Annotated in this window: 20 protein-coding genes; 9 read left to right on the top strand and 11 right to left on the bottom strand. The window is 65.0% G+C overall.

The features are described 5' to 3' along the window. Together rbbA and JY96_RS19385 are read right to left on the bottom strand one after the other, a co-directional pair. Positions 1-2742: a ribosome-associated ATPase/putative transporter RbbA gene (gene rbbA, locus JY96_RS19390; protein ID WP_035039918.1), complete on the bottom strand. Its 2742-nt coding sequence runs from the start codon at positions 2740-2742 to the stop codon at positions 1-3. 12 nt (positions 2743-2754) lie between these two features. Further along, a complete protein-coding gene (locus JY96_RS19385; RefSeq protein WP_152606588.1) occupies positions 2755-3756 on the bottom strand; it encodes an HlyD family secretion protein in 1002 nt (333 codons plus the stop codon). Positions 3757-3907: 151 nt separating this feature from the next. On the opposite strand from JY96_RS19385, the gene JY96_RS19380 reads away from it, so the two are divergent. The 3 genes from JY96_RS19380 (at position 3908) to JY96_RS19370 (ending at position 8717) form a co-directional block, all read left to right on the top strand. Continuing rightward, complete coding sequence (locus JY96_RS19380; RefSeq protein WP_035039917.1) at positions 3908-6712, top strand: LuxR C-terminal-related transcriptional regulator; 2805 nt, start codon at positions 3908-3910, stop codon at positions 6710-6712. 78 nt (positions 6713-6790) lie between these two features. After that, positions 6791-7660 (top strand): PaaX family transcriptional regulator C-terminal domain-containing protein, encoded by an 870-nt coding sequence (locus JY96_RS19375; RefSeq protein WP_081961450.1) that lies wholly within the window; start codon positions 6791-6793, stop codon positions 7658-7660. Positions 7661-7793: 133 nt separating this feature from the next. Beyond that, positions 7794-8717, top strand: a complete 924-nt coding sequence (locus JY96_RS19370; RefSeq protein ID WP_052162994.1) for a fatty acid desaturase family protein — start codon at positions 7794-7796, stop codon at positions 8715-8717. Between the two features lie 19 nt (positions 8718-8736). On the opposite strand, the gene JY96_RS19365 is transcribed toward JY96_RS19370, so the two are convergent. Beyond that, complete coding sequence (locus JY96_RS19365; RefSeq protein ID WP_035043722.1) at positions 8737-9423, bottom strand: glutathione S-transferase family protein; 687 nt, start codon at positions 9421-9423, stop codon at positions 8737-8739. A gap of 118 nt (positions 9424-9541) precedes the next feature. Between JY96_RS19365 and JY96_RS19360 the strand changes: the two genes are divergently transcribed. Beyond that, entirely contained in the window at positions 9542-10399 is an 858-nt protein-coding gene (locus JY96_RS19360; RefSeq protein WP_035039915.1) for a class I SAM-dependent methyltransferase, read from the top strand. Position 10400: 1 nt separating this feature from the next. Here the strand turns inward: JY96_RS19360 and JY96_RS19355 are convergent, their stop codons facing one another. From JY96_RS19355 to JY96_RS19345, 3 genes are read right to left on the bottom strand one after another with little or no spacing between them, the layout of a single operon-like run. Next, a complete protein-coding gene (locus JY96_RS19355) occupies positions 10401-11789 on the bottom strand; it encodes an efflux transporter outer membrane subunit (protein ID WP_369796178.1) in 1389 nt (462 codons plus the stop codon). A gap of 41 nt (positions 11790-11830) precedes the next feature. Continuing rightward, complete coding sequence (locus JY96_RS19350) at positions 11831-13825, bottom strand: MacB family efflux pump subunit (protein WP_052162756.1); 1995 nt, start codon at positions 13823-13825, stop codon at positions 11831-11833. A 5-nt stretch (positions 13826-13830) separates the two neighbouring features. Next, entirely contained in the window at positions 13831-15045 is a 1215-nt protein-coding gene (locus tag JY96_RS19345; RefSeq protein WP_235333981.1) for an efflux RND transporter periplasmic adaptor subunit, read from the bottom strand. Positions 15046-15113: 68 nt separating this feature from the next. Between JY96_RS19345 and JY96_RS19340 the strand changes: the two genes are divergently transcribed. Further along, positions 15114-15863, top strand: coding sequence for an SDR family oxidoreductase (locus tag JY96_RS19340; RefSeq protein ID WP_035039914.1), 750 nt, complete (start codon positions 15114-15116; stop codon positions 15861-15863). Between the two features lie 22 nt (positions 15864-15885). Here the strand turns inward: JY96_RS19340 and JY96_RS19335 are convergent, their stop codons facing one another. Continuing rightward, positions 15886-16824: a DUF3034 family protein gene (locus JY96_RS19335; RefSeq protein WP_081961447.1), complete on the bottom strand. Its 939-nt coding sequence runs from the start codon at positions 16822-16824 to the stop codon at positions 15886-15888. A gap of 142 nt (positions 16825-16966) precedes the next feature. Here JY96_RS19335 and JY96_RS23375 point away from each other — a divergent pair, with 142 nt between their 5' ends. After that, positions 16967-17458 carry a group 1 truncated hemoglobin gene (locus tag JY96_RS23375; RefSeq protein ID WP_052162755.1) on the top strand — a complete coding sequence of 164 codons (492 nt, stop codon included), beginning with the start codon at positions 16967-16969 and terminating at the stop codon, positions 17456-17458. Positions 17459-17472: 14 nt separating this feature from the next. Then, entirely contained in the window at positions 17473-18096 is a 624-nt protein-coding gene (locus JY96_RS19325) for a methylamine utilization protein (RefSeq protein ID WP_052162754.1), read from the top strand. Between the two features lie 159 nt (positions 18097-18255). Here JY96_RS19325 and JY96_RS19320 read toward each other — a convergent pair whose 3' ends face one another. Further along, positions 18256-19203 (bottom strand): asparaginase, encoded by a 948-nt coding sequence (locus JY96_RS19320; RefSeq protein WP_052162992.1) that lies wholly within the window; start codon positions 19201-19203, stop codon positions 18256-18258. Positions 19204-19306: 103 nt separating this feature from the next. On the opposite strand from JY96_RS19320, the gene lexA reads away from it, so the two are divergent. Together lexA and JY96_RS19310 are read left to right on the top strand one after the other, a co-directional pair. Next, complete coding sequence (gene lexA, locus JY96_RS19315; RefSeq protein ID WP_035039911.1) at positions 19307-20023, top strand: transcriptional repressor LexA; 717 nt, start codon at positions 19307-19309, stop codon at positions 20021-20023. A 118-nt stretch (positions 20024-20141) separates the two neighbouring features. Continuing rightward, on the top strand, positions 20142-20486 hold the full coding sequence (locus JY96_RS19310) for a hypothetical protein (protein ID WP_152606587.1): 345 nt from the start codon (positions 20142-20144) through the stop codon (positions 20484-20486). A 164-nt stretch (positions 20487-20650) separates the two neighbouring features. On the opposite strand, the gene JY96_RS19305 is transcribed toward JY96_RS19310, so the two are convergent. From JY96_RS19305 to JY96_RS19295, 3 genes are read right to left on the bottom strand one after another with little or no spacing between them, the layout of a single operon-like run. Next, positions 20651-21388 (bottom strand): 3-ketoacyl-ACP reductase, encoded by a 738-nt coding sequence (locus tag JY96_RS19305; RefSeq protein ID WP_035039908.1) that lies wholly within the window; start codon positions 21386-21388, stop codon positions 20651-20653. A gap of 46 nt (positions 21389-21434) precedes the next feature. Continuing rightward, positions 21435-22613, bottom strand: a complete 1179-nt coding sequence (locus JY96_RS19300) for an acetyl-CoA C-acetyltransferase (RefSeq protein WP_035039906.1) — start codon at positions 22611-22613, stop codon at positions 21435-21437. Between the two features lie 56 nt (positions 22614-22669). After that, positions 22670-24358 (bottom strand): class I poly(R)-hydroxyalkanoic acid synthase, encoded by a 1689-nt coding sequence (locus tag JY96_RS19295; RefSeq protein WP_052162991.1) that lies wholly within the window; start codon positions 24356-24358, stop codon positions 22670-22672. Between the last annotated feature and the right edge of the window lie 293 nt (positions 24359-24651).

Genomic DNA, 24651 nt, shown 5'->3' with positions numbered 1-24651 from the left:
TCAGGCCTCCTGCTTGCTGACGAACAACCTGGCCAGCATCAGGTAGCCCACGGCGAAGCCCATCATGGCCACGCACGCCGGGCCCAACTGCGCCCATTGCAGGCCCCAGCCCTTGGTCATCACACCCAGGCTGACACGCTGGAACCACGACGCCGGGAAGCCCACGGCGATCAGGTAGTTGCCGCCAACCAACGTCGAGATGGGCGTGAGCAGGCCTGCGAAGTTGGTGGTCAGCACCACGCACAGGATGGCGGTGAGGAACTGCGCGGCCACCTGCGTCTGCACGAAGGCGGAGATCAGCAGGCCCAGGCCGGTGATGGCAAAGGCATAGGTCAAGGCGCCCAGGGTCAAGGCCAGCACGTTGCCGGTGATGGGAATGCCCAGGACCCAGACGAGCACGGGCAGCAGCACGGTGTAGCTCAGCATCGTCAGCGCCACGTAGGGCAATTGTTTGCCGACGAGGAACTCGCCGATGGCGCCGGGCGAGGCATAAAGGTTGACGATGGTGCCCATCTCCTTTTCGCGGACCACCCCCAGCGCCGTGAGCATGGAGGGGATCAGCGTCAAGGCCAGCATCAGCATGCTGGGTGCAAAGGCGTATTTGCTGAGGAAGCCCTGGTTGTAGGTCATGCGCGGCTCGATGCGCACGGGCAGCTCACCCAGTTCCACACCGGGCACCGAGCGGGCAAAGGCCAGCGCGTGCTCCATGGCCACGGCCCGTGCGCCATTGGCGATGTTGGCCGCGCGCACCAGCGTGGCGCCGTCCACAAAGAAGGCGACCTCGGGTTGGCGGCCACCGATCAGGTCGCGGCCAAAGCCGGGGGGGATGTCGATCACCATCCAGGATCGGGACGAGCGCATCTCCGAATCGATCTGGCTGGGTTCGCTCAACTCCGATTGCGGCGCGAAGAAGGACGAACCCGCGAAGTGCTCGATCAAGCGGCGGCTGTCGGTGGTCTGGTCGCGGTCGAGCACCGAGAAGCGGATGCGGTCCACGTCGAAGCTCATGCCCCAGGTGCCGGCGCACAGCACGATCAGCGGGCCGAGTAGCGCAAACGACAAACGGATGGTGTCGTGGCGCAACTCCATGGCTTCGCGGCGGGCATAGGCCCACATGCGCGAGACCCAGGTGCGCCAGTTCACCGTGTGGGTGTGCTCCACCACGATGGGCGGCGGCGCATCGGCGCTGGGCTCTTCTGGCGCACGGACCGGCTCCATGTGCTCGGCCTCGCTGTCGGCTTCCAGGTAATCGATGAAGGCCTGCTCCAGGGTTTCGCAGCCCTGGCGTTCGCACAGCTCGGTGGGCGAGCCCACGGCCAGCACGCGGCCATGGTGCATCAGCGAGATGCGGTCGCAGCGCTGGGCCTCGTTCATGAAGTGGGTGGACACGAACAGCGTGACGCCCTCTTCGCGCGACATGCGCACCATGTGACGCCAGAACATGTCACGTGCGGCCGGGTCCACACCGGAGGTGGGCTCGTCCAGGATCAGCACCTCGGGCTTGTGCAGGCAGGCCGCGGCCAGCTGCAGGCGCTGGCGGATGCCCAGCGACAGGCTGGAGGGCAAGGTGTTGGCGTGCTCGCGCAACTCGAAGGTGTCCAGCGCATGCTCGATGGCCTCTTTGGCCACGGCCGGGTCCATGCGGTAGAGCCGCGCGTGCAGGTCCAGGTTCTGCCGCACGGACAGCTCTTCGTACAGCGAGAACAACTGCGACATGTAGCCGATGTGCAGGCGTGTGCTCAGGTCACTGGCATCCACCGGCTCACCCAGCATCTTGGCGGTGCCCTCGGTGATGTCGAGCAGGCCGGTGAGCATCTTCATGGTCGTGGTCTTGCCGCAGCCGTTGGAGCCCAGAAAGCCGAAGATCTCGCCACGCGGGATGCAGAAGCTCACGTCGCGCGCGGCCACGAAGTCACCAAAGCGCCGGGTCAGGCCTTCGGCCTCCATGGCGGGCGGCCCGTCGTGATGCGGCAGCGGCGGGATCACCAAGGGTGTCACATCCCCCTTGCGGGACAGCTTCACATAAGCCTCTTCCAGTGAGGCAGAACGGGTTTCTTCCAGCACCTCGATGGTGGGCGCACACACCAGCACCCTGCCCTCGTCCATGGCCACCAGATGCTCGAAGCGCTCGGCCTCTTCCATATAGGCGGTAGCCACCAGCACGGTCATGTGCGGGCGCAGGGTGCGCAGACTTTCCACCAGCGCCCAGAATTGACGACGTGACAAGGGGTCCACGCCCGTCGTGGGTTCATCCAGCACGAGCAGATCGGGGTTGTGCACCAGCGCACAGCACAGCGACACCTTCTGCTTCATGCCGCCCGACAGCTTGCCTGCTGGCCGATCCGGGAACGGGCCCAGGCCCGTGGCCTGCATCAGCGCGCGGATGCGGGCATCACGCTCGGCAGTTGGTACGCCGAACAGGCGCGCGGAGAAGTCGATGTTGTCGTAGACGGACAGCGAACGGTACAGGTTGCGCCCCAGACCTTGCGGCATGAAGGCGACCCGTGGCGCCAGCGATTGGCGAAAGGCGCGGTCCTTGATGTCCCCGCCCAGCACCTGCATGCGGCCGGTCTGGGTCTTCTTGATGCCCGAGATCAGGCTGAGCAAGGTGGACTTGCCCACCCCGTCCGGCCCCACCAGGCCAATGGTGCGCCCGGCAGGCAAGATCAGGTCGATGTTGTCCAGGGCCTGCTGCGCGCCATAACGATGCGACAGGCCTTCGATGACGACGGCGTGGTCCATGTGCTTCCCCGATCAGTTGGGGAAGGAGCCAGGCAATCCGGATGAGGAGGGTTGTTGCGGCCAGCTGTTTTCGGGGCTGCGTACCCGCACAAAGCCATTGCCAGTGAGCCCGGCCTTGAGCAGGCCGGCATTGGCCACGGCCACATCTTCAGCCAGGCTCAGTTTGACGCGGTAGGTCAGCTTCTCACGCTCGCTGGGAGTCTCCACATGCTTGGGCGTGAACTGGGCCTCGGCCGCCACGAAGGACACCTTCGCAGGCAGAGGCATCTGGGGCGCGGCATCCAGCACGATGCGCGCTTCGTCACCCACACGCAACTGCCCTGCCACCTTGGTGGGCAGGAAGATGGTCATGTGCACATGGGCCGTGTCCAGCAAAGTTGCCACGCGGCCCCCGGCAGGAATGACCGAGCTGGGTTCGACCACACGGTACTCGATGCGACCGGCGACCGGTGCGCGCAAGGTGTGGTCTGCGATGGCGATCTTCAGGCGCTTGATGCCTGCATCCGCCTCGTCCCGCGCCGCCGACGCTTCGCCGACAGCCGCAGTGGCAATGTTCACGCCGGTCTGCTCACCATCACGCTGAGCCTGTCGACGCTTGACTTCCGAATCCGACACCAGCACCTGCTTGCGCAGGTCCATGGCATTGCTGAACTCCATCTGGGCAACGCTCGCCTGGATGCGGTGCACCTGTGTTTCACCTTGTGCACGCGCCATGGCCTGCACAGCGCGCTGGCGCATGGCCTGCACCCCGACCAACTGGGCTTCCAGATCGCTCGTGTCCATCTTGGCGATCACATCGCCAGCCTTGACCATGTCGCCTTCCTGAACCGGCACATCCAGCACACGGCCCGGGAACTTCGAGGCGATCTCGATGCGCGCCACCTCGATGCGGCCATTGGCCTTGATCACATCATCCGCGGCGCCCGTGGGTTTGAACGCCGTCCAGGTGCCCCATGCGGCCGAGATGGTCAGGGCGGACACCAAAGAACCCATTGCAAAGCTGCGGTAAATCACGACTGACTCCTTCAAATGCCGATTGGATCAAGGTGTCTGCGCGCGTTCTTGTTCATGCTGTCTCCTTAATAGCCCAGGTCTTTTGTCTGGTATCGAGTCTGGCAAGAGCAAGCCTGGTTTGGCCCCTAGCAAAAGTTAGGTTTTGAACGAGATGAACGACACCTTGTCGCCGCCGCATCCCATCAGTACGCACGCCCTTCCCGATGGGCGCTTGCGACCGCTGCTGGGCGCCAGCACACCCATGGCGCGGCCGCGCCTGATGCTGCCGGAGTCGGTGCAGCAAGGGCCCTGCACCGTGGTCAGCGTGGTGGCGCCGGCCGGCCAGGGCAAGACCACCCTGATGGCCCAGTGGATGACAGAGCTGCGCCAGAGGGCCTGCGCGTGCGCCTGGCTTACGCTCGACGACAGCGACAACGACCCCGCCCGCTTCCTTCGCCACCTCATTGCAGCCTTGCAGCGCAGCGGCATCCATGCAGGCGATGCGACCCTGGCCCACCTGTCGGACACCCTGGCCTCGCAATTTCGCAGCGTGACAGAGTCCCTGGCGGTTGACCTGGCCAGCTCGCCCCAACGCTTGATGTTGATGCTCGATGACGTTCACCTGCTGCACGAGGAAGCGGTGCTGGACATCGTGGACTGGCTGCTGCACTACGCGCCCAGCCAGATCCAGATCACGCTGGGTTCGCGTGACGAACTGCCATGGCGACTGGGCTCCTTGCGCGTGCGGGGCCTGCTGCACGAAGTGGATCAGCAACAGCTGCAGTTCACCGAGCAGGAAGCCAGAAGTCTGTGCCGCCAGCACTTGCGGCTGAGCGATGAAGACCTGCACCAGTTGCTTCATCGCACAGAAGGCAACCCCACCGCACTGGAGCTCGCCTGCGTGATCCTCAAAGGTCACGCTTCTGACGCACATCAAGTTTCCAGGCTGATCACGCAATTCGCCAACAGTAACGAGGCGGTGATTCTTGAGCTATGCCGGCACCTGCTGCAGCACCAGTCGCCCACCTGGCGCGAGTTGGTGATGAGCCTGTCCATGCTCACACGCTTCGATGCCGAACTGGCGCGCGAAGTGTCGCCCCGGCATCATGGCGGCCACCTGCTCACGCACCTGCAAGGCATCCGCGCCTTCCTCATCCCCACCGATGGCAGCGGCCACAGCTGCCGCATCCACGAGTTGCCACGCGCCTGCTTCAAGGCCCATTTCCTGACCCTGGCGCCACAAGAAGCCCATGAAGTCTTGATCAAGGCCGCGCAATGGAGCTGGCGCACCGGCGCCACCGAAGAAGCCATGGGCTATGCGCTTGAAGCCCAGGCCTGGGAACTGGCCACGCCCTGGCTGGCCCAGTGTATGCAGGACATCGCGCAAAGGCGGGGCGAGCTGCAACTGGCCCTGAACTGGATGAACCGCATCCCGCCCGAATGGCTGGACCGCTTCCCGCAGATCCGCATCGATTACGCCTTTGCGCTGTCCTTCTTCCCGCAAAAGCCCGAGGTGGCCACGCAACTGCGCGCACTCCAGGCCATACGCCAGCGCCTGGCGCAGAGCCCCCAGCCCGACGAGCGCACCATCGACCAGATCGACTGCGCCATGGCCTTCCAGCGCGTGCTGTCACTCGGCCTGACCGATCAAGGGCACCCCGCACGCCATGCCGCGAAAGACTGGCTGACCCGCTGGCCCCATGCGCCGGCCCTGCAACGCGGCATCGTGGGCAACGTGCTGTGCTTTGGCTACAAGACCACCGGCGAGCTGGACGAGGGCCTGCAGATGGCCCATGTGGCCCGCCTTTGGCTGGAGCAAGACCACGCCTGGTATGGCCTGGCCTGGAACGCCTCGCTGGAGGCCGTGCTGCACCTCAAGCGCGGCCACTACCCCCAGGCCCGAAGCGCCTGCCTGCGGGGCCTGCAGACCATCGAACAGCACATGGGCGGCCACCGCACCCATGCCAGCGTGCACCATGTGCTGCTGGCCGCGCTCGACTACGAAGCCGATGAACTGGCCAGCGCCCAGCGCCACATGGACCACTCGCTGGACAGCCTGGCGCAATACGGCGGCGCAGACATCCTCATCGTGGGCTGGCTCACGCGCGCGCGACTGCGCTTTGCGCAACACGATCTGGAGGGCGGCCTGAACGTGCTGCATGAAGGCCGCACACTGGCCCTGCGCCGCGGCCTGCCCCGCGTGCTGCTGGCCCTGGTCGCCGAAACCTGCGTGCAGCTGAGCCGCGCGGGCCGCCACACCGAGGCCCGCACGCTGGCCCGTTCGCAAGGCCTGGACAACTTCCCCCACGAGGTGAACGAACAGCCCGATAACCCTTATCAGGATCTGCTCGGCGGCATCCAGGCAGACCGCGCGCAGCGTGTGGCCGCGCGCCTGCTGCTGCCCCTCAAACCCGCCGAGGTCATGCAGGATCTGGTCAAGCCCATTGCCCGGTGCGCGCAGCGTGGCCTGATCCACCAGCAAATCGAGTTGCTGATCATCCAGGCCATGGCGGCACAAGCCAGCCACCACAAGCCGGAGGCGCGGCAGGCCATGAGCCAGGCCCTGGAGCTGGCCGCGCCGCAAGCTCACATCCGCATCTTCAGAGACGACGAAGCCGCCTTGCGGCCTTTGCTGACTGGCTGCAAACAGGATGCACTCACGCCCGAGGCCCAAGCACTGTGGCAAAAGCTGATGAAGCCCGCCAGCGCCGACCGCACCAGCAGCGGCACCGGCGGTGCGGACCGCTCAGACCGCGCCGATCAACAAGACACCCTCACCGCCCACGGCCTGACACGGCGCGAACTGGCCATCCTGCAAAGGTTGGCCTCAGGCCTGAGCAACAAGGAAATCGCCGAGGCCATCTTCATCAGCGAGGGCACGCTGAAATGGCACCTGCACAACATCTACGGCAAGTTGGGCAGCAAGAACCGGTCTGGGGCGCTGGCGCAGGCCCGGGCCATCGGCGCCATCCCATAGTTACAGAATTAGGCAATTTACGGTTGACAGAGAAACATTTCAATGGATATGATTTTTTACAAGATTTTGTAATGAATCATGCTCCCCAACCCCAAGAACCTGATCCTCAACCTGCTGCTGGCGAACGATGGCGCGCCACTGAGCGCCGCCGACGCGGTGGGCTCGTGCGCGCTCTTCGGCATCCGTGAAAACAGCGTGCGGGTGGCGCTGGTGCGCCTGGGGGCGGCTGGCCTGATCGCCTCTGCAGGCCGTGGCGCCTACCGCCTGGGGCCGCAGGCCGCTGACCTGGCGCAAGAGCTGTCGAGCTGGCGCAGCAGCGAATCACGCGTGTGTGAATGGCACGGCGCCTGGATCATGGTCAGCACCGGCCACCTGGGCCGCAGTGACCGAACCGCCTTGCGCACCCGGCAACGCGCCCTGGCTCTGCTGGGCTTCAAGGAGTTGAACGACGCGCTGCACGTGCGGCCGGACAACCTCCTTGGCCACGCCCCGGTCGTGCGCGAACGGCTGCGCAAGCTGGGCCTGGAGCTGGATGCGCCCGTGTTCACCGCCACAGACTTGACGCCTGAGCTGGACGCGCTTGCCCGCACCCTGTGGCAGAGCGAAGCCCTCACCAGCGCCTACCGACAGACCCGCCAGAAGCTGCAAGCCTGGCTGGCCCATGCCGACGACCTGGAGCCCGAAGTGGCCGCGCGTGAGAGCTATTTGCTGGGCAACGAAGCCATCCGTCAGCTCGTGTTCGACCCGCTCCTGCCCGAGCCCCTGGTGGACACGGCCGAGCGCCGCGCCTTTACCGCCACCGTGCTGGCTTTTGACGAGGCGGGGCATCGCATCTGGCGCGAGCGCCTGCCCGCCGCACTGGCCAGCCGCGTGTCGCCAATGGCCGAGACCGGCAGTCCCGCTGCAGACAAAACCGCCAAGGGCCGCCGCCCCTCCTCCACCCATTGATCCGGTTTCATCCGGTTTGATCTCGCCCACCATGTCCATCTCGCCCACGCTTCAACCCGAGTTCACGGCCACTCCAACGGACTTGCCCGCCGTCACCAAACGCCGGCTGAAAGACCTGTTCACCCGCGAGCAGATGAACGGGCTGACCGCCCGCTCCGACCTGTGGGGCGCCTGGGCCGTGGGCTCCACCTGGGGCGTGATCGCCCTGGCCTTTGCCGCCCTGGCGCACTGGCCCAACGCCTTGACCTTTGTTGTCGTGATGGCCGTGCTGGGTGGACGCCAGCTGGCACTGGCCATCCTTCAGCATGAGGGCTCGCACGGCACCCTGTTCAAGAGCCGCTGGGCCAATGACGTGCTCACCGACTGGCTGTGCGCCCGCCCCATCTGGCAGAACCTGCCCAAGTACAAAGTGCACCACCTGGGCCACCACACCAAAACCGGCACCGATCAGGACCCGGACATTTCCCTGCACGAGGACTACCCCGTTACCCGCCAGTCACTGATGCGCAAGATGCTGCGCGACATCACAGGCCTGACCGGCGCCAAGCTGGTGTTCGGCCTGGTCATGATGGACATGGGCGTGTTCAAGTGGACCGTGGCCAACAACGTGGAACGCCTGCCTCAACAGGGTCGGACGCTGGCAGAGCGCATCACCACCACCCTGCGCAACATGGGCCCCATGCTGATCACCAACGGCCTGCTGTGGGGCATCCTTGCAGCCACGGGCCATGCCTGGCTCTACTGGGCCTGGGCGCTGGCCTTCCTGACCTGCCTGCCGCTGTTCATCCGCATCCGCTCGATTGCCGAGCACGGTTGCCTGGACCGTTCACCAGACATGTTCCGCAACACGCGCACCACGCGCGCAGGCTGGCTGGCCCGCATGACGGTCGCGCCCGTCAACGTGAACTTCCACATGGAGCACCACCTGATGGCCTCGGTGCCCTACCACCGCCTGCCGCAGATGCACGCCTGGCTGCGTGAACGCACCGACGTGCCTGAGCCACCCACCTATCTGGAAGTGCTGCAACTGGCCAGCGCTGGCCGCACAGGCCACTGAGCGGCCAGGTCAAGTCAGGTCAGCCCATCACCACCGGGCCACCTTTGGCCAGTGCACGCTGGTAGGCCGGCCGCGCTTCCATGCGCTTGAGGTAAGCCTGCAGATTCGGGCAGCGTCTGGCATCGTCCGCGCGCGACATCAAGGCCGACACGGCAAAGCTCATCTGGAAATCCGCCAGCGTGATGCGATCGCCCGCGAACCAGCTGTGCTTGCCCAGGTGCTCTTCGATGAAGGCCGTGGACGTCTGCAGGTTCGGGTCGATCAGCTGACGCTGCACCTTCTTGCAGATCTCGCGCGCAATCGGCCTCACGAAGAAAGGCATGGGCTGCGTCGGGATGGTCATGAACACCAGCTTCATCACCAGCCAGTTCATCAGCGAGCCTTCGGCAAAGTGCATCCAGAAGCGCGCCTGCATGTGCTCGGGCGTGCCGGGCTGCGTGCTCAGGTGAGCGGCCTCGCCCTGCGCCTGCGCACCATAACGTTCCACCAGGTATTCCAGGATCGCGGCCGACTCGGCCACCACCAGCTCACCATCGGTGATCACCGGTGACTTGCCGAGCGGGTGGATTTTTTTCAGCTCGGGTGGCGCCAGGCGCGTGACCGGATGACGCTTGTAGAGCTTGAGCTCATACGGCACGCCCAGTTCTTCAAGCAACCACAGCACGCGCTGCGAACGGGAGGTTTCAAGGTGGTGGACGGTGATCATGGCCGCGAGCATACAACGCGCATCATTCGCCTGCGGGCCATCAGGGAAAGCGTGCAGCTGGATCTGACTACATTTCAGCCCACACTGCTCATCCACCGCAACGACAGGATGAGGCGACATGGCCCGCAACCCCGCCAGCATCAGCCCCACGGCCCACTACACGGGCTACACCTGGTTTGCACACGGCTTGTCGCACCCTGCCCTGGTCACGCCACAAGGCAAGTTGATGTACTCGGCCCTGCGCCCCTTGCATGGCCTGGCCACGGTCGCCGGCGCCCCCACCTTGCAAGCCTTCCTGCTGGCTCGCCACCGCCTGATCGACCACCTGCTCAACCAGGCCATCGCACAAGGTCGTGTCAGCCAGGTCATCGAAGTGGCGGCAGGCCTGTCGCCACGCGGCTGGCGCTTCAAGCAGCAACATGGCAGCAAGTTGCGCTACATCGAAGCAGACCTGCCCGACATGGCTGCGCGCAAACGCGCCTTGCTGCAAAACGCCGGTCTCTTGACGGCGAGCCATGAGGTGCAGCCCCTGGATGCACTGGCCGATGCTGGGCCTCAATCTCTGTCTGCATTGGCCGACACGCTGGACCAGACCAAGGGCACGGCCATCATCACGGAAGGCCTGCTCAACTATTTCGACACGCCCACCGTGGCGGCCATGTGGGCCCGCTTTGGCCGTGTACTGGCGCGCTTTCCGGATGGCCTGTACCTGTCAGACATCCACCTGCACAACGCCAACAAGGGTGCGGGCGTGCAGGCCTTCAAGGCCCTGCTGTCCACCTTCGTGAAAGGCCGCGTCTTCCTGCACTACGACAACGAGACGCAAGCCGAAGCCCAGTTGCGTGACGCCGGTTTCGAGTTGGCCGAGCTGCACAACCCGACGCGCTTTGCGGCTCAGCTGAACATGCAGATGCAGCCGGGTGCCGATGCCGTGCGGGTCATCGAAGCCCGCACGAACCGGCCCGTCGAGCCTTGAATCAAGGCCTGGTTTCTTCGATCGTGCCGCCCACTGACTGGTACAGCGTCACGAGAGCACCCAGGCGATTGAGCCGATTGGCGGCCAGGTTGTTCTCGGCTTGCCGCCGCGTCTCCTGCGCATCCAGCCAGGTCTTCAAGGGCACGGAGCCCGCGCGGTAGCGGGCCTCGCTCAAGCGTTCGCCATCCTGTGCGGCCTTGACGGCCTGCGCCAGGCTGATGCCTTGATGCTCGTATTGCGTGCGCGCCGACAAGGCGTTTTCCACATCGGCCAAGGCCTGATACCAGCTTTGCCGGTAACCCAGCACCGCCACTTCGTAGTCAGCCTGGGAAATGGCGATGTTGCGCTGCATGTCCCGCCACTGCACAAACGGCAGCACCAGGCCCGCGCCCAGCGTGCCCACCGGGTCGCTCAACACATGGGACAAGGCCTCGCTGCTGCCGCCCACGCTGCCGGTGAGGCTCAAGGTGGGATAGAAGCTGCTGCGCGTGGCGTCCACCGTGGCCAGGGCCTTGCGCAGGCGCAGCTCGGCTGCACGCAGATCAGGGCGACGTGTCAGCAGTGAAGCGGGCGCACCGGCCTGCACGGGCGGCAGCGCGCCATCCGGCAAGCGCAAGGATTCCTGCAAGGCCACCTCAGGCGGGCCGTCAAACAAGATGGCCAGGGCATTGCGAGCCTGCACGCGCTGCAACAGCCACTGGGTGTGACTGGCCTCCTGCGCTGCCAGGGCCTGCGTGGCCTGCGCCACTTCCAGCCCGGAGGTGGCGCCAGCCTTGTACTGCGCCTCGACCAGTTGCAAGGTGCGCCGCGCATACTCGATGCTTTGCTGGCTGGACTCCACGCGCTGGTTCAGGTAAGCCACCTGCCAGTACAGATTGGCCACGGTGCCCACCAATGACATGGCCGCAGCCTGGCGGTCCTGCTCGGTGGCCTGCGCCTCCCAGTCGGCCGCATTGCGCAGGGCAGCCAGCCGGCCCCACAGATCGACCTCCCAGCTCGCCGCCGCCGTGACCGTGTTCAAGCGCGTGGTCGGGCCGCCATCCAGCTGGCGTGAAGCCGTGCTGCTGCCCTTGACACTGACCGATGGCAACTGATCACTCGCGGCCTGCCCCGCCACCAGTTGCGCACGGCGCACCTTGATGGCGGCCTGCGCCAGGTTGTTGTTTCGAGCCAGCGCATCTTGAATCAGCCGTGTCAGCGTCGGGTCGCCCAAGCCTTGCCACCAGGGCGTCAGGCTGGCCTGCGGCGTGGCCACACCTTGCTGCCAGCCGTCCGGCACTTTCACATCAGGCCGTCTGTAGTCACCGCTCGATGCGCACGCGCTCAACATGGCCACGGCCAGCGCGATGACGCCGCCCTGCCACCCGCGCGATCTGTTCAATTTACCCACACCGTACTTTCTCGAATCATGCCTCTGCATCGTCGCCTCACTCATTGACGCGACAGGGCGTCCACCGGGTCCAGCCGCGCCGCATTGCGCGCAGGCAGGAAGCCGAACACCACACCGATCAAGGAAGACACCCCGAAGGCCGCCACGATCGACGTCATCGAATACACCATTCTGAAGCTGCCGCCGCCCACCTTGTCAAAGAGCAGGCCAATGCCCAGCGCCAGCGCGATCCCCATGATGCCGCCCAGCAGGCACACCAGCACCGCTTCAATCAGGAACTGCCGCAGGATGTCGCTCTGCCGCGCGCCCACGGCCATGCGTACGCCGATCTCCTGCGTGCGCTCGGTCACCGACACCAGCATGATGTTCATCACCCCGATGCCACCCACAATCAGCGAGATCACTGCGATCGACGAGATCAGCAGCGTCATCGTCTGTGTGGTGCTCTCGATGGTCTGGCGGATGCTGTCGCTGTTGCGCACGAAGAAATCCTGCGTGCCATGCCGCTGTGTGATCAGCTTGGTGATGCCCTGCTCGGCCGCAGCCGAAGGCACCTCATCGCTGATGCGCACCGTGATGTTGCGCAGCCAGCGCACACCCAGCAGGCGCCGCATCGCCGTGGTGTACGGCACCCAGACGTTGAGGTTGTCCGAGATCATGAAGCCGCTTTCCTGGGGCGAGGTCACGCCCACGATGCGCACCGGCACCGAGCCCAGGAAGATCACCTGCCCCACGGGATTCTCGCCGTTGGGGAACAAGGCCTTCTGCGTGTTCGGGTCGATCACCGCCTCCTGCGTCTGGCGGCGCACGCTGTCGGCATCAAAGGCCTGGCCCTGCGCCATGGTGTAGCCCTTGACGCGGAAGAACGCCTCCCCCACCCCGGTGATGTTGGCGGTGGACTCGACATTGCCGCGCCGCAAGGTCACGCTGGTGCTGACGGTGGGCGTCACGCTGTCCACATAACTCAGCTGCGACAAGGCATCAGCATCAGCAGGCACCAGCGTGCGGATCCGGCCGGCCTGCCTGTCCCCGAAGTTCTTGCCCGGGAAGAGGTCGATGGTGTTGGTGCCCATGGCCGAGATGTCCTTGAGCACGCGCTGCCGCGAACCCTCGCCCAGCGCCACCATCGACACCACCGAGGCGATGCCGATGATGATGCCCAGCATGGTCAGCAAGGTGCGCAAGCGGTGCCCGGCCATGGCCCGCAAGGCCATGGTGAAGGCCTCGGTGAAGCGGTCCCAGTTGGCGCGCCAGGGGTGTGGCGGCGGCGCGCCCTCCTCGCGCCTGGCAGCCTGCACCGGGCGGTCGCCGTCCTGCTGTTTGTCCGAGATGATTTCACCGTCAGCCACTTCGATGATGCGCTGCGCATGCTGCGCCACCTTGGGGTCATGGGTCACGATGATGACGGTGTGCCCGTCGGCATGCAGCTCCTGCAGGATGCGCATGACCTCTTCGCCGCTGACGCTGTCGAGCGCACCGGTGGGCTCGTCGGCCAGGATCACATCACCGCCGTTCATCAAGGCGCGCGCAATGCTCACCCGCTGCTGCTGGCCACCGGACAACTGCCCGGGGCGATTGCGCACGCGCTCGGCCAGGCCCAGACGCCCCAGCAAGGCAGACGCGCGCGCATGCCGCTCGGCCGGGCCATGGCCCGCGTAAATGGCCGGAATCTCGACATTGCCCGCAGCCGTCAGGTCACCCATGAGGTGATAACGCTGGAAGATGAAGCCAAAGTGCTCGCGCCGCAGCCGCGCCAGCTCGTCGGGCTCCAGCTCGGCCGTGGGCTGGCCGGCCACCTTGTAGCTGCCACGCGTAGGCCGATCCAGGCAACCCAGGATGTTCATCAACGTGGACTTGCCCGAGCCCGATGCCCCGATGATGGCCACCATCTCGCCTGCGTTGATGCGCAGGCTGATACCCTTGAGCACCGCGACCGAGCCTTCACCCGAGGGGTACTCGCGCCACAGGTTCTCGACCTCCAGCAACGCCGACCCCGCGGCCACGGGCTTTGCGGATGACTTGTTGGTATCCGTCATGGTGATCAGAACATGCCTGGCCCACGACGCATGCCCGTGGTCGAGCCGCCGCCCGTGGCTTCACCCACCACCACCAGATCGCCCTCCTTGAGGCCATCCAGCACCTGCGCCTGCACGCGGTTGTTCAAGCCGATCTTCACCTGGCGGGTGCTCACCTTCTGGGCCTCGGGTGGCCCTTCCAGCACGCTCACGGTATAGGTCTTCGTCTTGCGATCACGCTTGCCCAGGGCCGAGGCCGGGATCACCAGCGCATGGTCGGCCTTGTTGAGCACGATGTTCACCTGCGCCGTCATCAGCACACGCAGCTTGCCGTCCGGGTTGGGCACGTCAAACAAACCGTTGTAGTAGATGGCCGTGGTCGTCGAGGTCGAGGCGGTCACCTTGGCATCGGTCTGATCCGACTCGGGCACCGGCTCGACACCACGCAGCGTGGCTTCATAGCGATGCAAGGGCTCGCCCAGGATCGTGAAGTAAGCGGGCATGCCGGGCTTGACGCGCACCACGTCGGCTTCGGAGATCTGCGCCTTGATCTGCACCTGGTCCAGCTTGGCCAGCTTGATGATGGATGGTGCCGACTGGATGGCGTTCACGGTGCGCCCTTCTTCGGCGATCACTGCGATCACCACGCCGTCAATGGGCGCCAGGATGCGCGTGTAGCCCAGGTTGACCCGGGCCGTGTCCACGGCGATATTGGCTTGCTTGATCTGTGCGTCGAGTGCACCGATGTCGGCCGTGGTCGTGGCCAGCGCGGCTTCAGCGTCTTCCAGATCAGCCTTGGCCCCAGCATCCAGCCTGACCAGCTCCTGCTTGCGCTTGAAGGTCAGCTCAGCCTGCTTCTGCAAGGCCACCTTGGCACGGCGTTGGGCCGTGAGCAAGGCCACCTGCGCCTCGGCATTGCGCAAGGTATTGGTCTGCGTGGTGGAGTCGATCTCGGCCACCAGCTGGCCCTTCTTGACCTTGTCACCCAGGTCCACATACAGGCGTTTGATCTGGCCGGAGACCTGCGCCCCCACGCTCACTTCCTTCTGAGCCTGGATGGTGCCGCTGGCCAGCACGGTGTCCTCGATGTCCTCATAGCCCACCTTGGCCGTGATCACCTGTGGTGCCGCCGGCGGCGTGAAAAAGTAATGCTTGACGCCCCAACCCGCGGTGGCCAGTACCACTACACCAGCAGCCAGGCGCCAGCCGGACAACCACTTCTTCTTGCTCATCGTGTTCATTTCACCAGTGTCCTTGCGACATGTGTAGGACGGACTTCCGCGCGGTTAAAGGAATGTAAAGTCATGACATGAAACAGGTCACCCTCATCACCGGCGCCAGCCAAGGCATCGGCGCCGCCACGGCCCGGCTGCTGGCGCGCCAGGGCCACGCCCTGCTGATTCACTACGCCCACCAGGCCGACGCGGCCCAAGCGGTGGCAGACGAATGCCGGCAACTGGGTGCACCACTTGCCATCATCGCCCAAGCTGACGTCGCCGATGAGAATCAGGTACTGAATCTGTTTGCCATGGTGGACAAATCTCTGCCTCCCTTGACGGGGCTCGTGAACAACGCCGGTATCGTGGACAAAACCGCCCCTTTGGCGGACATGTCTGCAGCGCGCATGCAACGCATGCTCAACGTCAATGTGCTCGGCCCCATGCTGTGCGCCCGCGAAGCGGTCAAGCGCATGTCGACCCGCCTGGGTGGCCAGGGCGGCGTCATCGTGAATGTGTCGAGCAGCGCGGTGCGCACCGGCTCGCCCAACCTGTATGTGGACTACGCCGCGAGCAAGGGCGCCATTGATGTGCTGACCAACGGCTTGTCCAAGGAGGTCGCGCCCGAGGGCGTGCGGGTCGTGGCCGTGCGCCCCGGCATCACCGACACCGGCATCCACGCCACGGGCGGCGAACCAGACCGCGCCGCCCGCCTGGGGCCGAGCCTGCCCATGGGCCGTGCTGCTCGGGCAGATGAGGTTGCCGAAGCCATCGCCTGGCTTTTGTCCGAGAAAGCCAGCTACACCGCGGGCGCCATCCTGGATGTGACGGGCGGGCGCTGATCAGCCCTTGTGACTGCAGACGTCAGAAAGACGCCTGTGCCGACAGGTAGAGGCCCTGCTGGTCTTCTTTGCCGACGATGTTGCCCAGGTTGACCCAGGCCAGGGTCAGGCTGCCACCACGACAGGGGAACCAGGCCAGGAACACATCCCAGGCGGCATCCTCTCGCAAGGCAGCCCCACCGGCCTCCAGGTTGTTGGGCTTCATGCGGTACTCGGTGCCCAGCACCAGGTCATCGCGCAGCATCACGCCCAGGCTGCCTTCCAGTTGCAGCTTGTGCCTGTCATGGCCTGCGCCACCAAAACCGAGCAGCCCGAACTGGTTGGCCCGCGTCAGGCGTGCCGTGCCCGATGCCAGCACATTGCGGCCAGCCAGGCCACCCAGCCACAGCTTGGTCGCCGTGGCGTACACATCGATGTCGCTCGTGCTGGTCGCCCCCAGGGACTTGACGAGGTCGCCATCGTCCACCTGCTTGAACTGCGCGCCCACAGCGATCTGGGGCATGGCCTTGTCCTGGTCGTACACCGCATCGCCGGCCACCTTGAACTTGGCGCCCAGCACGCTCATCTCGATGGCCTTGCCGGGCACCACGTCACCCAGCTTGAGCGACCACCGGGCCATGGACAACTCGACGCTGTCCTTGATGCCCACGGCCGCACCGCCAATCTTCAGGTCATAACCGTCCTGGGTCTTGAGGTGGGTGACGAAGGCCGATCCACCTGTCTGGTTGCTGCTGCCTGTGCCCGTGATGGTCGCCCAGGGCGTCAAGCCGCCACCGCCAGCACCGTCCACCTCGCTGACGCCCCAGGTGCCCAGCAGGCGGTCACCCGCATGGGCCTTGGGCGCCATGAAAGCGGCAGCCGCAGCCAGCCCCAAGCAGCCAAGTCGCCACCACTGCGCCTTCTCGGGCAAACGCCTGGCCTGCACGCGAGACATCGGGGAAAACGGGCTCTTTGACTTCATGGACTGCTTTCAGTGGTGTTTTTTAGCCGCGACTACTCGGCCAAATACGGAGATGGATATCGTCCGGATGCGTCAAGATATGAGCGCAAGATCCCTGTATGCGGGATTTTTCAGCGATACCTCAATCTGTACTGGATCTGCCATGCCCCTGAAAAGCCCGTTTGCAAGCTGGCGCGACCTGAGCCCGGCGCAACGTCGACACATCCAGCTGGCGGCAGGCGGGGTCACCCTGAGCTGGGCCTTGGCCGCGTTGATGGCCTGCAGCAGCACACCGCCTCGGGCGCCGCTGTATCAGCAGCTCGGTGGCGTCGCCAAGATTGATGCCGTGGCCGACCGCACGCTGGAGCGGGTGTCCACAGACCCGCGCACCATGCGCTCGTTCGACGGCATCAAGATGCCCTACCTGAAAAAGAGCGTGGCGGCCTATCTCTGCAAGGTGGCCGATGGCCCTTGCGTTTATGAAGGCGAGACCATGGCCAACTCGCACGCCAAGTCCAACATCTCGGGCGCCGAGTTCGACATCATGGTGTCCGTGATGCGCGAAGAGCTGGATCGCGCAGGCGTGCCCGAGGGCGCCAAGAACGAACTGCTGCGCAGGCTGGCCCCCACCCGCCGCGACATCGTCAAATATTGAGGCAGGCGTTCACCATGCTCGACAGACAACACGCAAGCAACTGGGTTGAAAAGCCCGGTCAACGAGCCTGGCTCGGCCTGGCCGCCACACTGCTGTGCCTGAGCGCATGGGCTGCCCCCCAACAGATCCAGCTTCAAGCTGACAACGGCCAGCCCTTGGCGGGCGCCGCCGTATCGGTGTTTGTCAAAGGCACACGCGCCCAGGCTGCGCCCGGCACGGTGGCTGACATGGCCCAGAAGGACAAGGCCTTTGTCCCCAAGCTGCGCGTCATCCAGACGGGCACCTCGGTGAACTTTCCAAATTTCGACACGGTGCGGCACCACGTCTACTCGTTCTCACCCACCAAGACGTTCGAGATCAAGCTCTACGCAGGCACACCGGCCGCGCCCGTGGTCTTTGACAAACCGGGCACGGCCACGCTGGGCTGCAACATCCATGACCGCATGCTGGGCTATGTGCACGTGGTGGACACGCCCTACTTCGGCGTGACTGATGCGGGCGGTAACGTCAGCATCGACATCCCCCCCGGGGAGCACCGGGTCCGCGTCTGGGTGCCGAGCATGGGTGAAGCCTCGCCCGGTGTCGAGCAGGCATTCAAGACCAGCGCAGAGCCGATCGTGATCCGGCTCAAGCCCTGAGCTGTCACAGCGCTTTCATATTCGGCCAGCACAATTCGACTCGAACCGGTTGCAGGGCAAACCTGACACCGGTGGGAGGAAGCTAGAGCTGGCTCGCTGGTCACCACAGCCAAGACTCGTGCTTGCATTCCCAACTTATCTGCCTGCCCTTGTGCTCGCTCACACACCCAATAAATAGAGCATGAGGGCCACCCGGGCCTGAGCTGGTGTCAGCTCGCCACAGGCCACAAACACATCCCCCTCCCGGCTGTTGACGCCCCCACGGGCCACGCGCGAACTGCGCCAGACGGCCACCCCTTGCGCAACCGCCTGCGTCAAGGCCGCTTCCAACCCTTGATGCAAGGTGCCATGGCCCGTCCCGGCCAGCACCAGCCCTTTGAGGGGGCCGTGCTGCCGGGCATGAGCCAGCGCGGCCTGCACCATCCAGCCGTCGGCGTCAGCATGGCTGTGGATGATCTCCACACGAGGCGGTTCTGTCGCCAGAGGCAGCCACCCGGCCTTGCCACTGGCAGGCCACGGCGTGATGGCCTCGTGCCACAGCCCCTGCTCGTCGAGCCGCGCCAAGGGGGGGTGCCCGCCAGCATCAAAGGCATCCAGCGCACAGGAATGCGCCTTGCGCACCTGCCCTCCTGCCCAGATGCGGCGGTGCAAGACCGCCACCACGCCCCCGAGACCTCGGCGCGCCGCCTCCTGCACGACCCGGACGGCGTCCCGCAAATTGGCGGGCCCGTCAGCGTCCGGCGCCGTGGCGGGGCGCATCGCGGCGGTCAGCACCACGGGCTTGCGGCCATCCAGCAGCCTGTGCAACAGGTAGGCCGTTTCTTCCAGCGTATCCGTACCGTGGGTGATCACCACACCGGCCACATCCTCACGGGCCAGGTGCGCCTGAAGTGCCTGCCCGAGCGAGCGCCAGACGGACCAGCTCATGTCCTTGCTGTCGATCTGCGCGACCTGCACGGTCTCCAGCGGGACGCCAGCCAGCTCAGGCACGGCGTCCACGAGTTGCGACACCGACAACTGCGCGGCGCGGTATTGCCAGCTCTTTTGAGGGTCATGGCCCGTACCCGCGATGGTCCCGCCCGTTCCCAGAATCACAACGCTTTTCACAAGGTCCTGCATGCCACCCCAAGTGCTTGCATAAAAGTACTGGACAAACCAACAGTCCTGTATAAAATGACAGCCAACGATTCAAACAGCGTCAGCCACTGCGATGTCGAACGATAAACCCAAACTCACGCCGCGCCAGCAGGAAATCTTCGAGTTGATCCAGCGCGCGATCGCCCGCACAGGCGCGCCGCCCACCCGGGCGGAGATCGCCAGCGAACTGGGCTTCCGTTCGGCCAACGCCGCTGAGGAACACCTGCAAGCCTTGGCACGCAAAGGCGTGATCGAGCTGGTCGGTGGCACCTCTCGTGGCATCCGCCTCAAGGCGGGTACCCTGCGCACCGTCAACGAAACCCGCAAGCGTGGCGGCGAATCATCAGGCTCAGCCAGCAATGTGCTGCCCTTCAACCTGCCGCTGCCCGGGCTTGAGCAACTGGTGCTGCCACTGGTTGGCCGCGTGGCTGCCGGCAACCCCATCCTGGCGCAAGAACATGTCGAGCAGACCTATTCGGTCGAGCCCGGCCTGTTCGCCCGTCGCCCGGATTACCTGCTGCGCGTCAAAGGCATGAGCATGAAAGACGCCGGCATCCTGGACGGCGACCTGCTGGCCGTGGCCCGCACACGCGATGCCCGTAATGGCCAGATCGTCGTGGCCCGCCTGGGTGACGAGGTCACCGTCAAACGCTTTCAGCGCACGGCGCAAGGCATTCAACTGCTCCCGGAGAACCCCGATTTCCAACCCATCGTGGTCTCCCCCGAGCAGGAAGATTTCGAGCTGGAAGGTCTGGCCGTCGGCCTGATCCGCAACCAGTTGCTCAACTAGCTTTCACACCACCAGACGGGTGGCGGGCATTGGCATCACCTGGCCGGTGGTGCGATCCTGTCTGGTGGACCCTTGTCGAATCCTGCCGAACTTCATCTGCTGTCAACCGGAGTTCATCATGATTCATCACCTGGCCCGTGCATTCTTCATCCGCAACACCACCCCTGGTTCGGCCGGCACCAACCCGCCGTCAGACGGCACGCGTCCGGCCAGTGCGCCGGCAGCCCGCCCCGTCAAGGCCAGGCCCATCACGCCTTGGGGTACGCCGTCTCGCCAGCCCGGCCAAAGCGCCTCGGCGCAGGTCATTCCGCTTCGGGCATCGTCGGTGTCCGCAAACACTGAACGGCGCGTGCGCATCTGCACAGACCCCGCCGATGCACGCCGCACCGTGATTGCCGGCCGCTTTGCCGAAGTCTGCGCCGCGCTGGATCGCCTCGTCCTGGAGCAGGAAGCGGCGGCCTGAAGCCGGCTGCGCTTCTGCTTCTGCAAGGTGGGCAGCGAGGCCGGCAAAAAACAACCCCGCCGGCATCGCTGCGCGGCGGGGTTGTTGCTTGGCAGGTTTAACGCCCGCCTTGGCCACCCGGGCCAAGGTGCGAGCGCTTCAACCCGGCACCTCAGGCAATCGCCTTAGCCCATGTGCAGGCCACCGTTGACCGAGAAGTCGGCGCCTGTGGCGAAACCGGCTTCATCGCTGGACACCCACGACACCATCGAGGCGATTTCCTCGGGCGTGCCCAGGCGCTTGACAGGGATGGTCGCCACGATCTTGTCCAGCACGTCCTGGCGGATCGAGCGCACCATGTCGGTGCCGATGTAGCCCGGCGACACGGTGTTCACGGTCACGCCCTTGTTGGCCACTTCCTGGGCCAGGGCCATGGTGAAGCCGTGCATGCCGGCCTTGGCGGCCGAGTAGTTGGTCTGGCCGAACTGGCCCTTTTCGCCGTTCACCGAGCTGATGTTGACGATACGGCCCCAACCGCGCTCGACCATGTCGTCAATGACCTGCTTGGTCACGTTGAACAGGCTGTTGAGGTTGGTGTCCATCACCGCGTCCCAATCGGCCTTGGTCATCTTGCGGAACATGCCGTCACGGGTGATGCCGGCGTTGTTCACCAGGACGTCGATCGGGCCGTGCTCGGCCTTGGTCTTCTTGAAGGCTTCAACCGTGGAGTCCCAATCGGCCACGTTGCCCACCGACGCGTAGAAGGTGTAGCCCAGCGCCTTTTGCTCGTCGAGCCACTTGGCGTGATCACGGCTGGGACCGCAACCCGCGATCACCTTGAATCCGTCCTTGTGCAGGCGTTGGCAAATGGAGGTACCGATACCACCCATGCCACCGGTCACGTACGCTACTTTTTGGCTCATGAAGTTCTCCTCTTTGGGATGAATGAAAGACTCTGTCAGTCGGGGATCAGCGCTCGATGGTCAGGGCCACGCCCATGCCGCCACCGATACACAGGGATGCGATGCCCTTGCGGGCGTCGCGCTTTTGCATTTCGTGCAGCAGGGTCACCAGCACACGGCAACCCGACGCACCGATGGGGTGGCCAATGGCAATGGCCCCACCGTTCACATTGACCTTGCTGGTATCCCAGCCCATTTCCTTGTGGACGGCACAGGCTTGCGCCGCGAAGGCCTCGTTGATTTCCAGCAGATCGAGATCGGCCGGCTTCCAGCCCGCGCGCTCCAGCGCACGGCGTGAGGCAGGCACCGGGCCCATGCCCATGTAGGCCGGGTCCAGGCCGGCGCTGGCGTAAGACGCGATGCGCCCCAGCACCTTCAGGCCCAGCTGATCGGCCTTCTTGGCGCTCATCACCATGACGGCCGCGGCACCGTCGTTGATGCCGGAGGCATTGCCCGCGGTGACCGAACCGGCCTTGTCAAAGGCGGGGCGCAGGCCAGCCAGGGCTTCGGCATTGCTCTTGCGGTTGATGAATTCGTCGGTGTCGAACACCAGCGGGTCGCCCTTCTTCTGGGGAATCAGCACGGGCACGATCTCGTCCTTGAAGCGGCCGGAGTCGGAAGCAGCAGCAGCCTTCTGCTGCGAAGCCAGGGCCAGCGCATCCTGCGCCTCGCGCGAGATACCGTACTGCTTGGCCACGTTCTCGGCCGTGATGCCCATGTGGTACTGGTTGTAGACGTCCCACAGGCCGTCGTTGATCATGGTGTCCACCATCTGCCAGTTGCCCATGCGCATGCCTTCGCGCGAGTTGGGCACCACGTGCGGCGACATGCTCATGTTTTCCTGGCCGCCAGCGATCACGATCTCGGCGTCGCCATCACGGATGGCCTGCGCAGCCAGCATCACGGCCTTGAGGCCGGAGCCGCACACCTTGTTGATGGTCATCGCGGGGATGACATTGGGCAGGCCCGACTTGATCACGGCCTGGCGCGCCGGGTTCTGCCCACAGCCAGCCTGCAGCACCTGCCCCAGGATGACTTCGCTGATCTGGTCGCCCGCCAGGCCTGTGCGCTTGAGCAGATCCTGAATGACGATGGCGCCCAGTTCCGATGCCGGGGTCTTGGCCAAGCTGCCACCGAACTTGCCGACGGCGGTCCGGGCTGCTGCAACGATCACGATGTCAGACATGCTTATCTCCTTGAGAGGTCAGGATCCAAGCCCGCACAAGACGGCGGGCGCCAAAATCAAGCTTTGCGCAGGACGTAGCGGCCTGGCGCGGCCTCGATGGGTGGATGACGCTTGCTGCCCGCCTGCTTGGGCGCCGGCACCATGTCGCCAGCCTGTTTGCCCAACCATTCGGCCCACACCGGCCACCAGCTGCCAGGGTTCTCCTGCGCGGTGTCCATCCACTCCTTGGCCGTGGCTGGCAAGCCGCGTGCCAGCGAACCGGACGTCCAGTAGCTGCGCTTCTTTTTCTCGGGCGGGTTGATCACACCAGCGATGTGACCGGACGCACCCAGCACGAAGGTCTTGGGGCCTTGCACGATCTGGGTGGACGCATACGCGCCGCCCCAGGGCACGATATGGTCTTCGCGGGAACCATAGATGAAGGTGGGCATGTCCAGACGACGCAGGTCCAGTGGCACGCCGCACACCTCTACCGCCCCGGGCTGGCGCAATTTGTTTTCCAGATACGTGTTGCGCAGGTACCAGGTGTAGAACGGCCCGGGCAGGTTGGTACTGTCGCTGTTCCAGTACAGCAGGTCAAATGCCGGCGGCATTTCACCCTTGAGGTAGTTGCCCACCACGTAGTTCCAGACCAGGTCGTTGGGGCGCAGGAAGGAGAAGGTCGCGGCCAGGTCCGTGCCCTTCATCATCCCGCCGCCTTGCGGGCTTTCCGGCCCCATGGTCATCTCGCGCATGCGCACCATGGCCTCGTCCACGAAGACGTCCATGATGCCGGTGTCCGAGAAGTCCAGGAAGGACGTCAGCAGCGTCAGGCTGGCAGCCGGCTTCTGGCCTTTTGCCGCCAACGTGGCCAGGGCGCAGGCCAGCATCGTGCCGCCTACGCAGAAGCCCAGTGCATTGACCTTCTCGGCACCCGAAATCTCACGGGTGACGTCGATGGCCTTCATCACGCCCTGCTCGACGTAGTCGTCCCAGGTGGCCTTGGCCAGGCTGTCGTCGGGGTTGACCCAGCTGATCATGAACACGCGGTGCCCCTGCGACAGCAGGTAGCGCACCACGGAGTTGTCCGGCTGCAGATCCAGGATGTAGTACTTGTTGATGCAAGGCGGCACGAAGAGGAAGGGCACCTCGTGCACCTTGGGCGTCAAGGGCGCGTACTCGATCAGCTGGAAGAACGCGTTTTCGTACACGATGGTGCCGGCCGTGGTGGCCACGTTCTTGCCGACTTCGAACACGCGCTCGTCCGTCTGGGACATGTGGCCCTGACGCAGGTCATTGAGCAGGTGCTGCAGGCCTTGCTGCAGGCTCTCGCCCTTGGTCTCGACGGCTTTTTTCAGGGCCTCGGGGTTGAAGGCCAGGAAGTTGCTGGGCGAGGCGGCATCGGCCCATTGCTGCACGGCAAAGCGCACGCGCTGGCGCGCCTTGGCATCGCCCTGCAGCTGGTCTGCCAGGCGTTGCAGCGTACGGGCATTGAGCAGGTACATCGACGCCATGAAGGCACTGGCGGGGCTGCTGCCCCACTCCGGTGCATCGAAGCGGCGATCGGACGCCTTGATCTGGTCAGGCTTTTCCAGTGCCAGGTTCCACAAGGCCGTGGCCTGCTGCATGTAGTCCTGCTGGATGTCCTTGAGCGCGTCAGCCGGCACTGTCAAGCCAGCCACCGATGACAGGGTGCTGCCCAGGCTCTGGCTCATGGCCTCCATGGCCTGCTGCATGGGCTTGAGCACCGTCAGGCCCTCGGGCATGGCGGGGGCCGCGCCACCCAGGGCTGCGCTGCTCATCCATTGCTTCATGGCGTCGGCGGCCATGCCTGGCATGCGATTGAGATCCAGCTGCTCCATGCCCGGGATCTTGAGCGCGGCCATTGCGGCGGCGGCCTGGTCGAACGGGGCCTTGAAATGCTCGGCGAATGCCCCGCCAAGAGGTAGATCGAATGGTGTCGTGAAGGGGGAGGCGTTGGTGGCTTTGGCAGAAGCGCTGGAGGCGTTCGCCTCGGGCTTGCCTGATTGGCGCTTCGTGCCGGCTTCAGGGGCTTCGG

Origin of the sequence: Aquabacterium sp. NJ1, from assembly GCF_000768065.1 — a bacterium.
Lineage (GTDB): Bacteria > Pseudomonadota > Gammaproteobacteria > Burkholderiales > Burkholderiaceae_C > Aquabacterium.
Note: the sequence above shows the minus strand (reverse complement) of the source record. Positions and strands in the feature narration are given on the sequence as shown.

Coding starts and splice junctions, on each gene's coding strand:
- rbbA (WP_035039918.1), bottom strand. CDS start 2,742: ATGGACCACGCCGTCGTCATCGAAGGCCTGTCGCATCGTTATGGCGCG.
- JY96_RS19380 (WP_035039917.1), top strand. CDS start 3,908: ATGAACGACACCTTGTCGCCGCCGCATCCCATCAGTACGCACGCCCTT.
- JY96_RS19375 (WP_081961450.1), top strand. CDS start 6,791: ATGCTCCCCAACCCCAAGAACCTGATCCTCAACCTGCTGCTGGCGAAC.
- JY96_RS19370 (WP_052162994.1), top strand. CDS start 7,794: ATGAACGGGCTGACCGCCCGCTCCGACCTGTGGGGCGCCTGGGCCGTG.
- JY96_RS19365 (WP_035043722.1), bottom strand. CDS start 9,423: ATGATCACCGTCCACCACCTTGAAACCTCCCGTTCGCAGCGCGTGCTG.
- JY96_RS19360 (WP_035039915.1), top strand. CDS start 9,542: ATGGCCCGCAACCCCGCCAGCATCAGCCCCACGGCCCACTACACGGGC.
- JY96_RS19350 (WP_052162756.1), bottom strand. CDS start 13,825: ATGACGGATACCAACAAGTCATCCGCAAAGCCCGTGGCCGCGGGGTCG.
- JY96_RS19345 (WP_235333981.1), bottom strand. CDS start 15,045: ATGAACACGATGAGCAAGAAGAAGTGGTTGTCCGGCTGGCGCCTGGCT.
- JY96_RS19340 (WP_035039914.1), top strand. CDS start 15,114: ATGAAACAGGTCACCCTCATCACCGGCGCCAGCCAAGGCATCGGCGCC.
- JY96_RS19335 (WP_081961447.1), bottom strand. CDS start 16,824: ATGAAGTCAAAGAGCCCGTTTTCCCCGATGTCTCGCGTGCAGGCCAGG.
- JY96_RS23375 (WP_052162755.1), top strand. CDS start 16,967: ATGCCCCTGAAAAGCCCGTTTGCAAGCTGGCGCGACCTGAGCCCGGCG.
- JY96_RS19325 (WP_052162754.1), top strand. CDS start 17,473: ATGCTCGACAGACAACACGCAAGCAACTGGGTTGAAAAGCCCGGTCAA.
- lexA (WP_035039911.1), top strand. CDS start 19,307: ATGTCGAACGATAAACCCAAACTCACGCCGCGCCAGCAGGAAATCTTC.
- JY96_RS19310 (WP_152606587.1), top strand. CDS start 20,142: ATGATTCATCACCTGGCCCGTGCATTCTTCATCCGCAACACCACCCCT.
- JY96_RS19305 (WP_035039908.1), bottom strand. CDS start 21,388: ATGAGCCAAAAAGTAGCGTACGTGACCGGTGGCATGGGTGGTATCGGT.
- JY96_RS19300 (WP_035039906.1), bottom strand. CDS start 22,613: ATGTCTGACATCGTGATCGTTGCAGCAGCCCGGACCGCCGTCGGCAAG.
- JY96_RS19295 (WP_052162991.1), bottom strand. CDS start 24,358: ATGCCCGAGGGCCTGACGGTGCTCAAGCCCATGCAGCAGGCCATGGAG.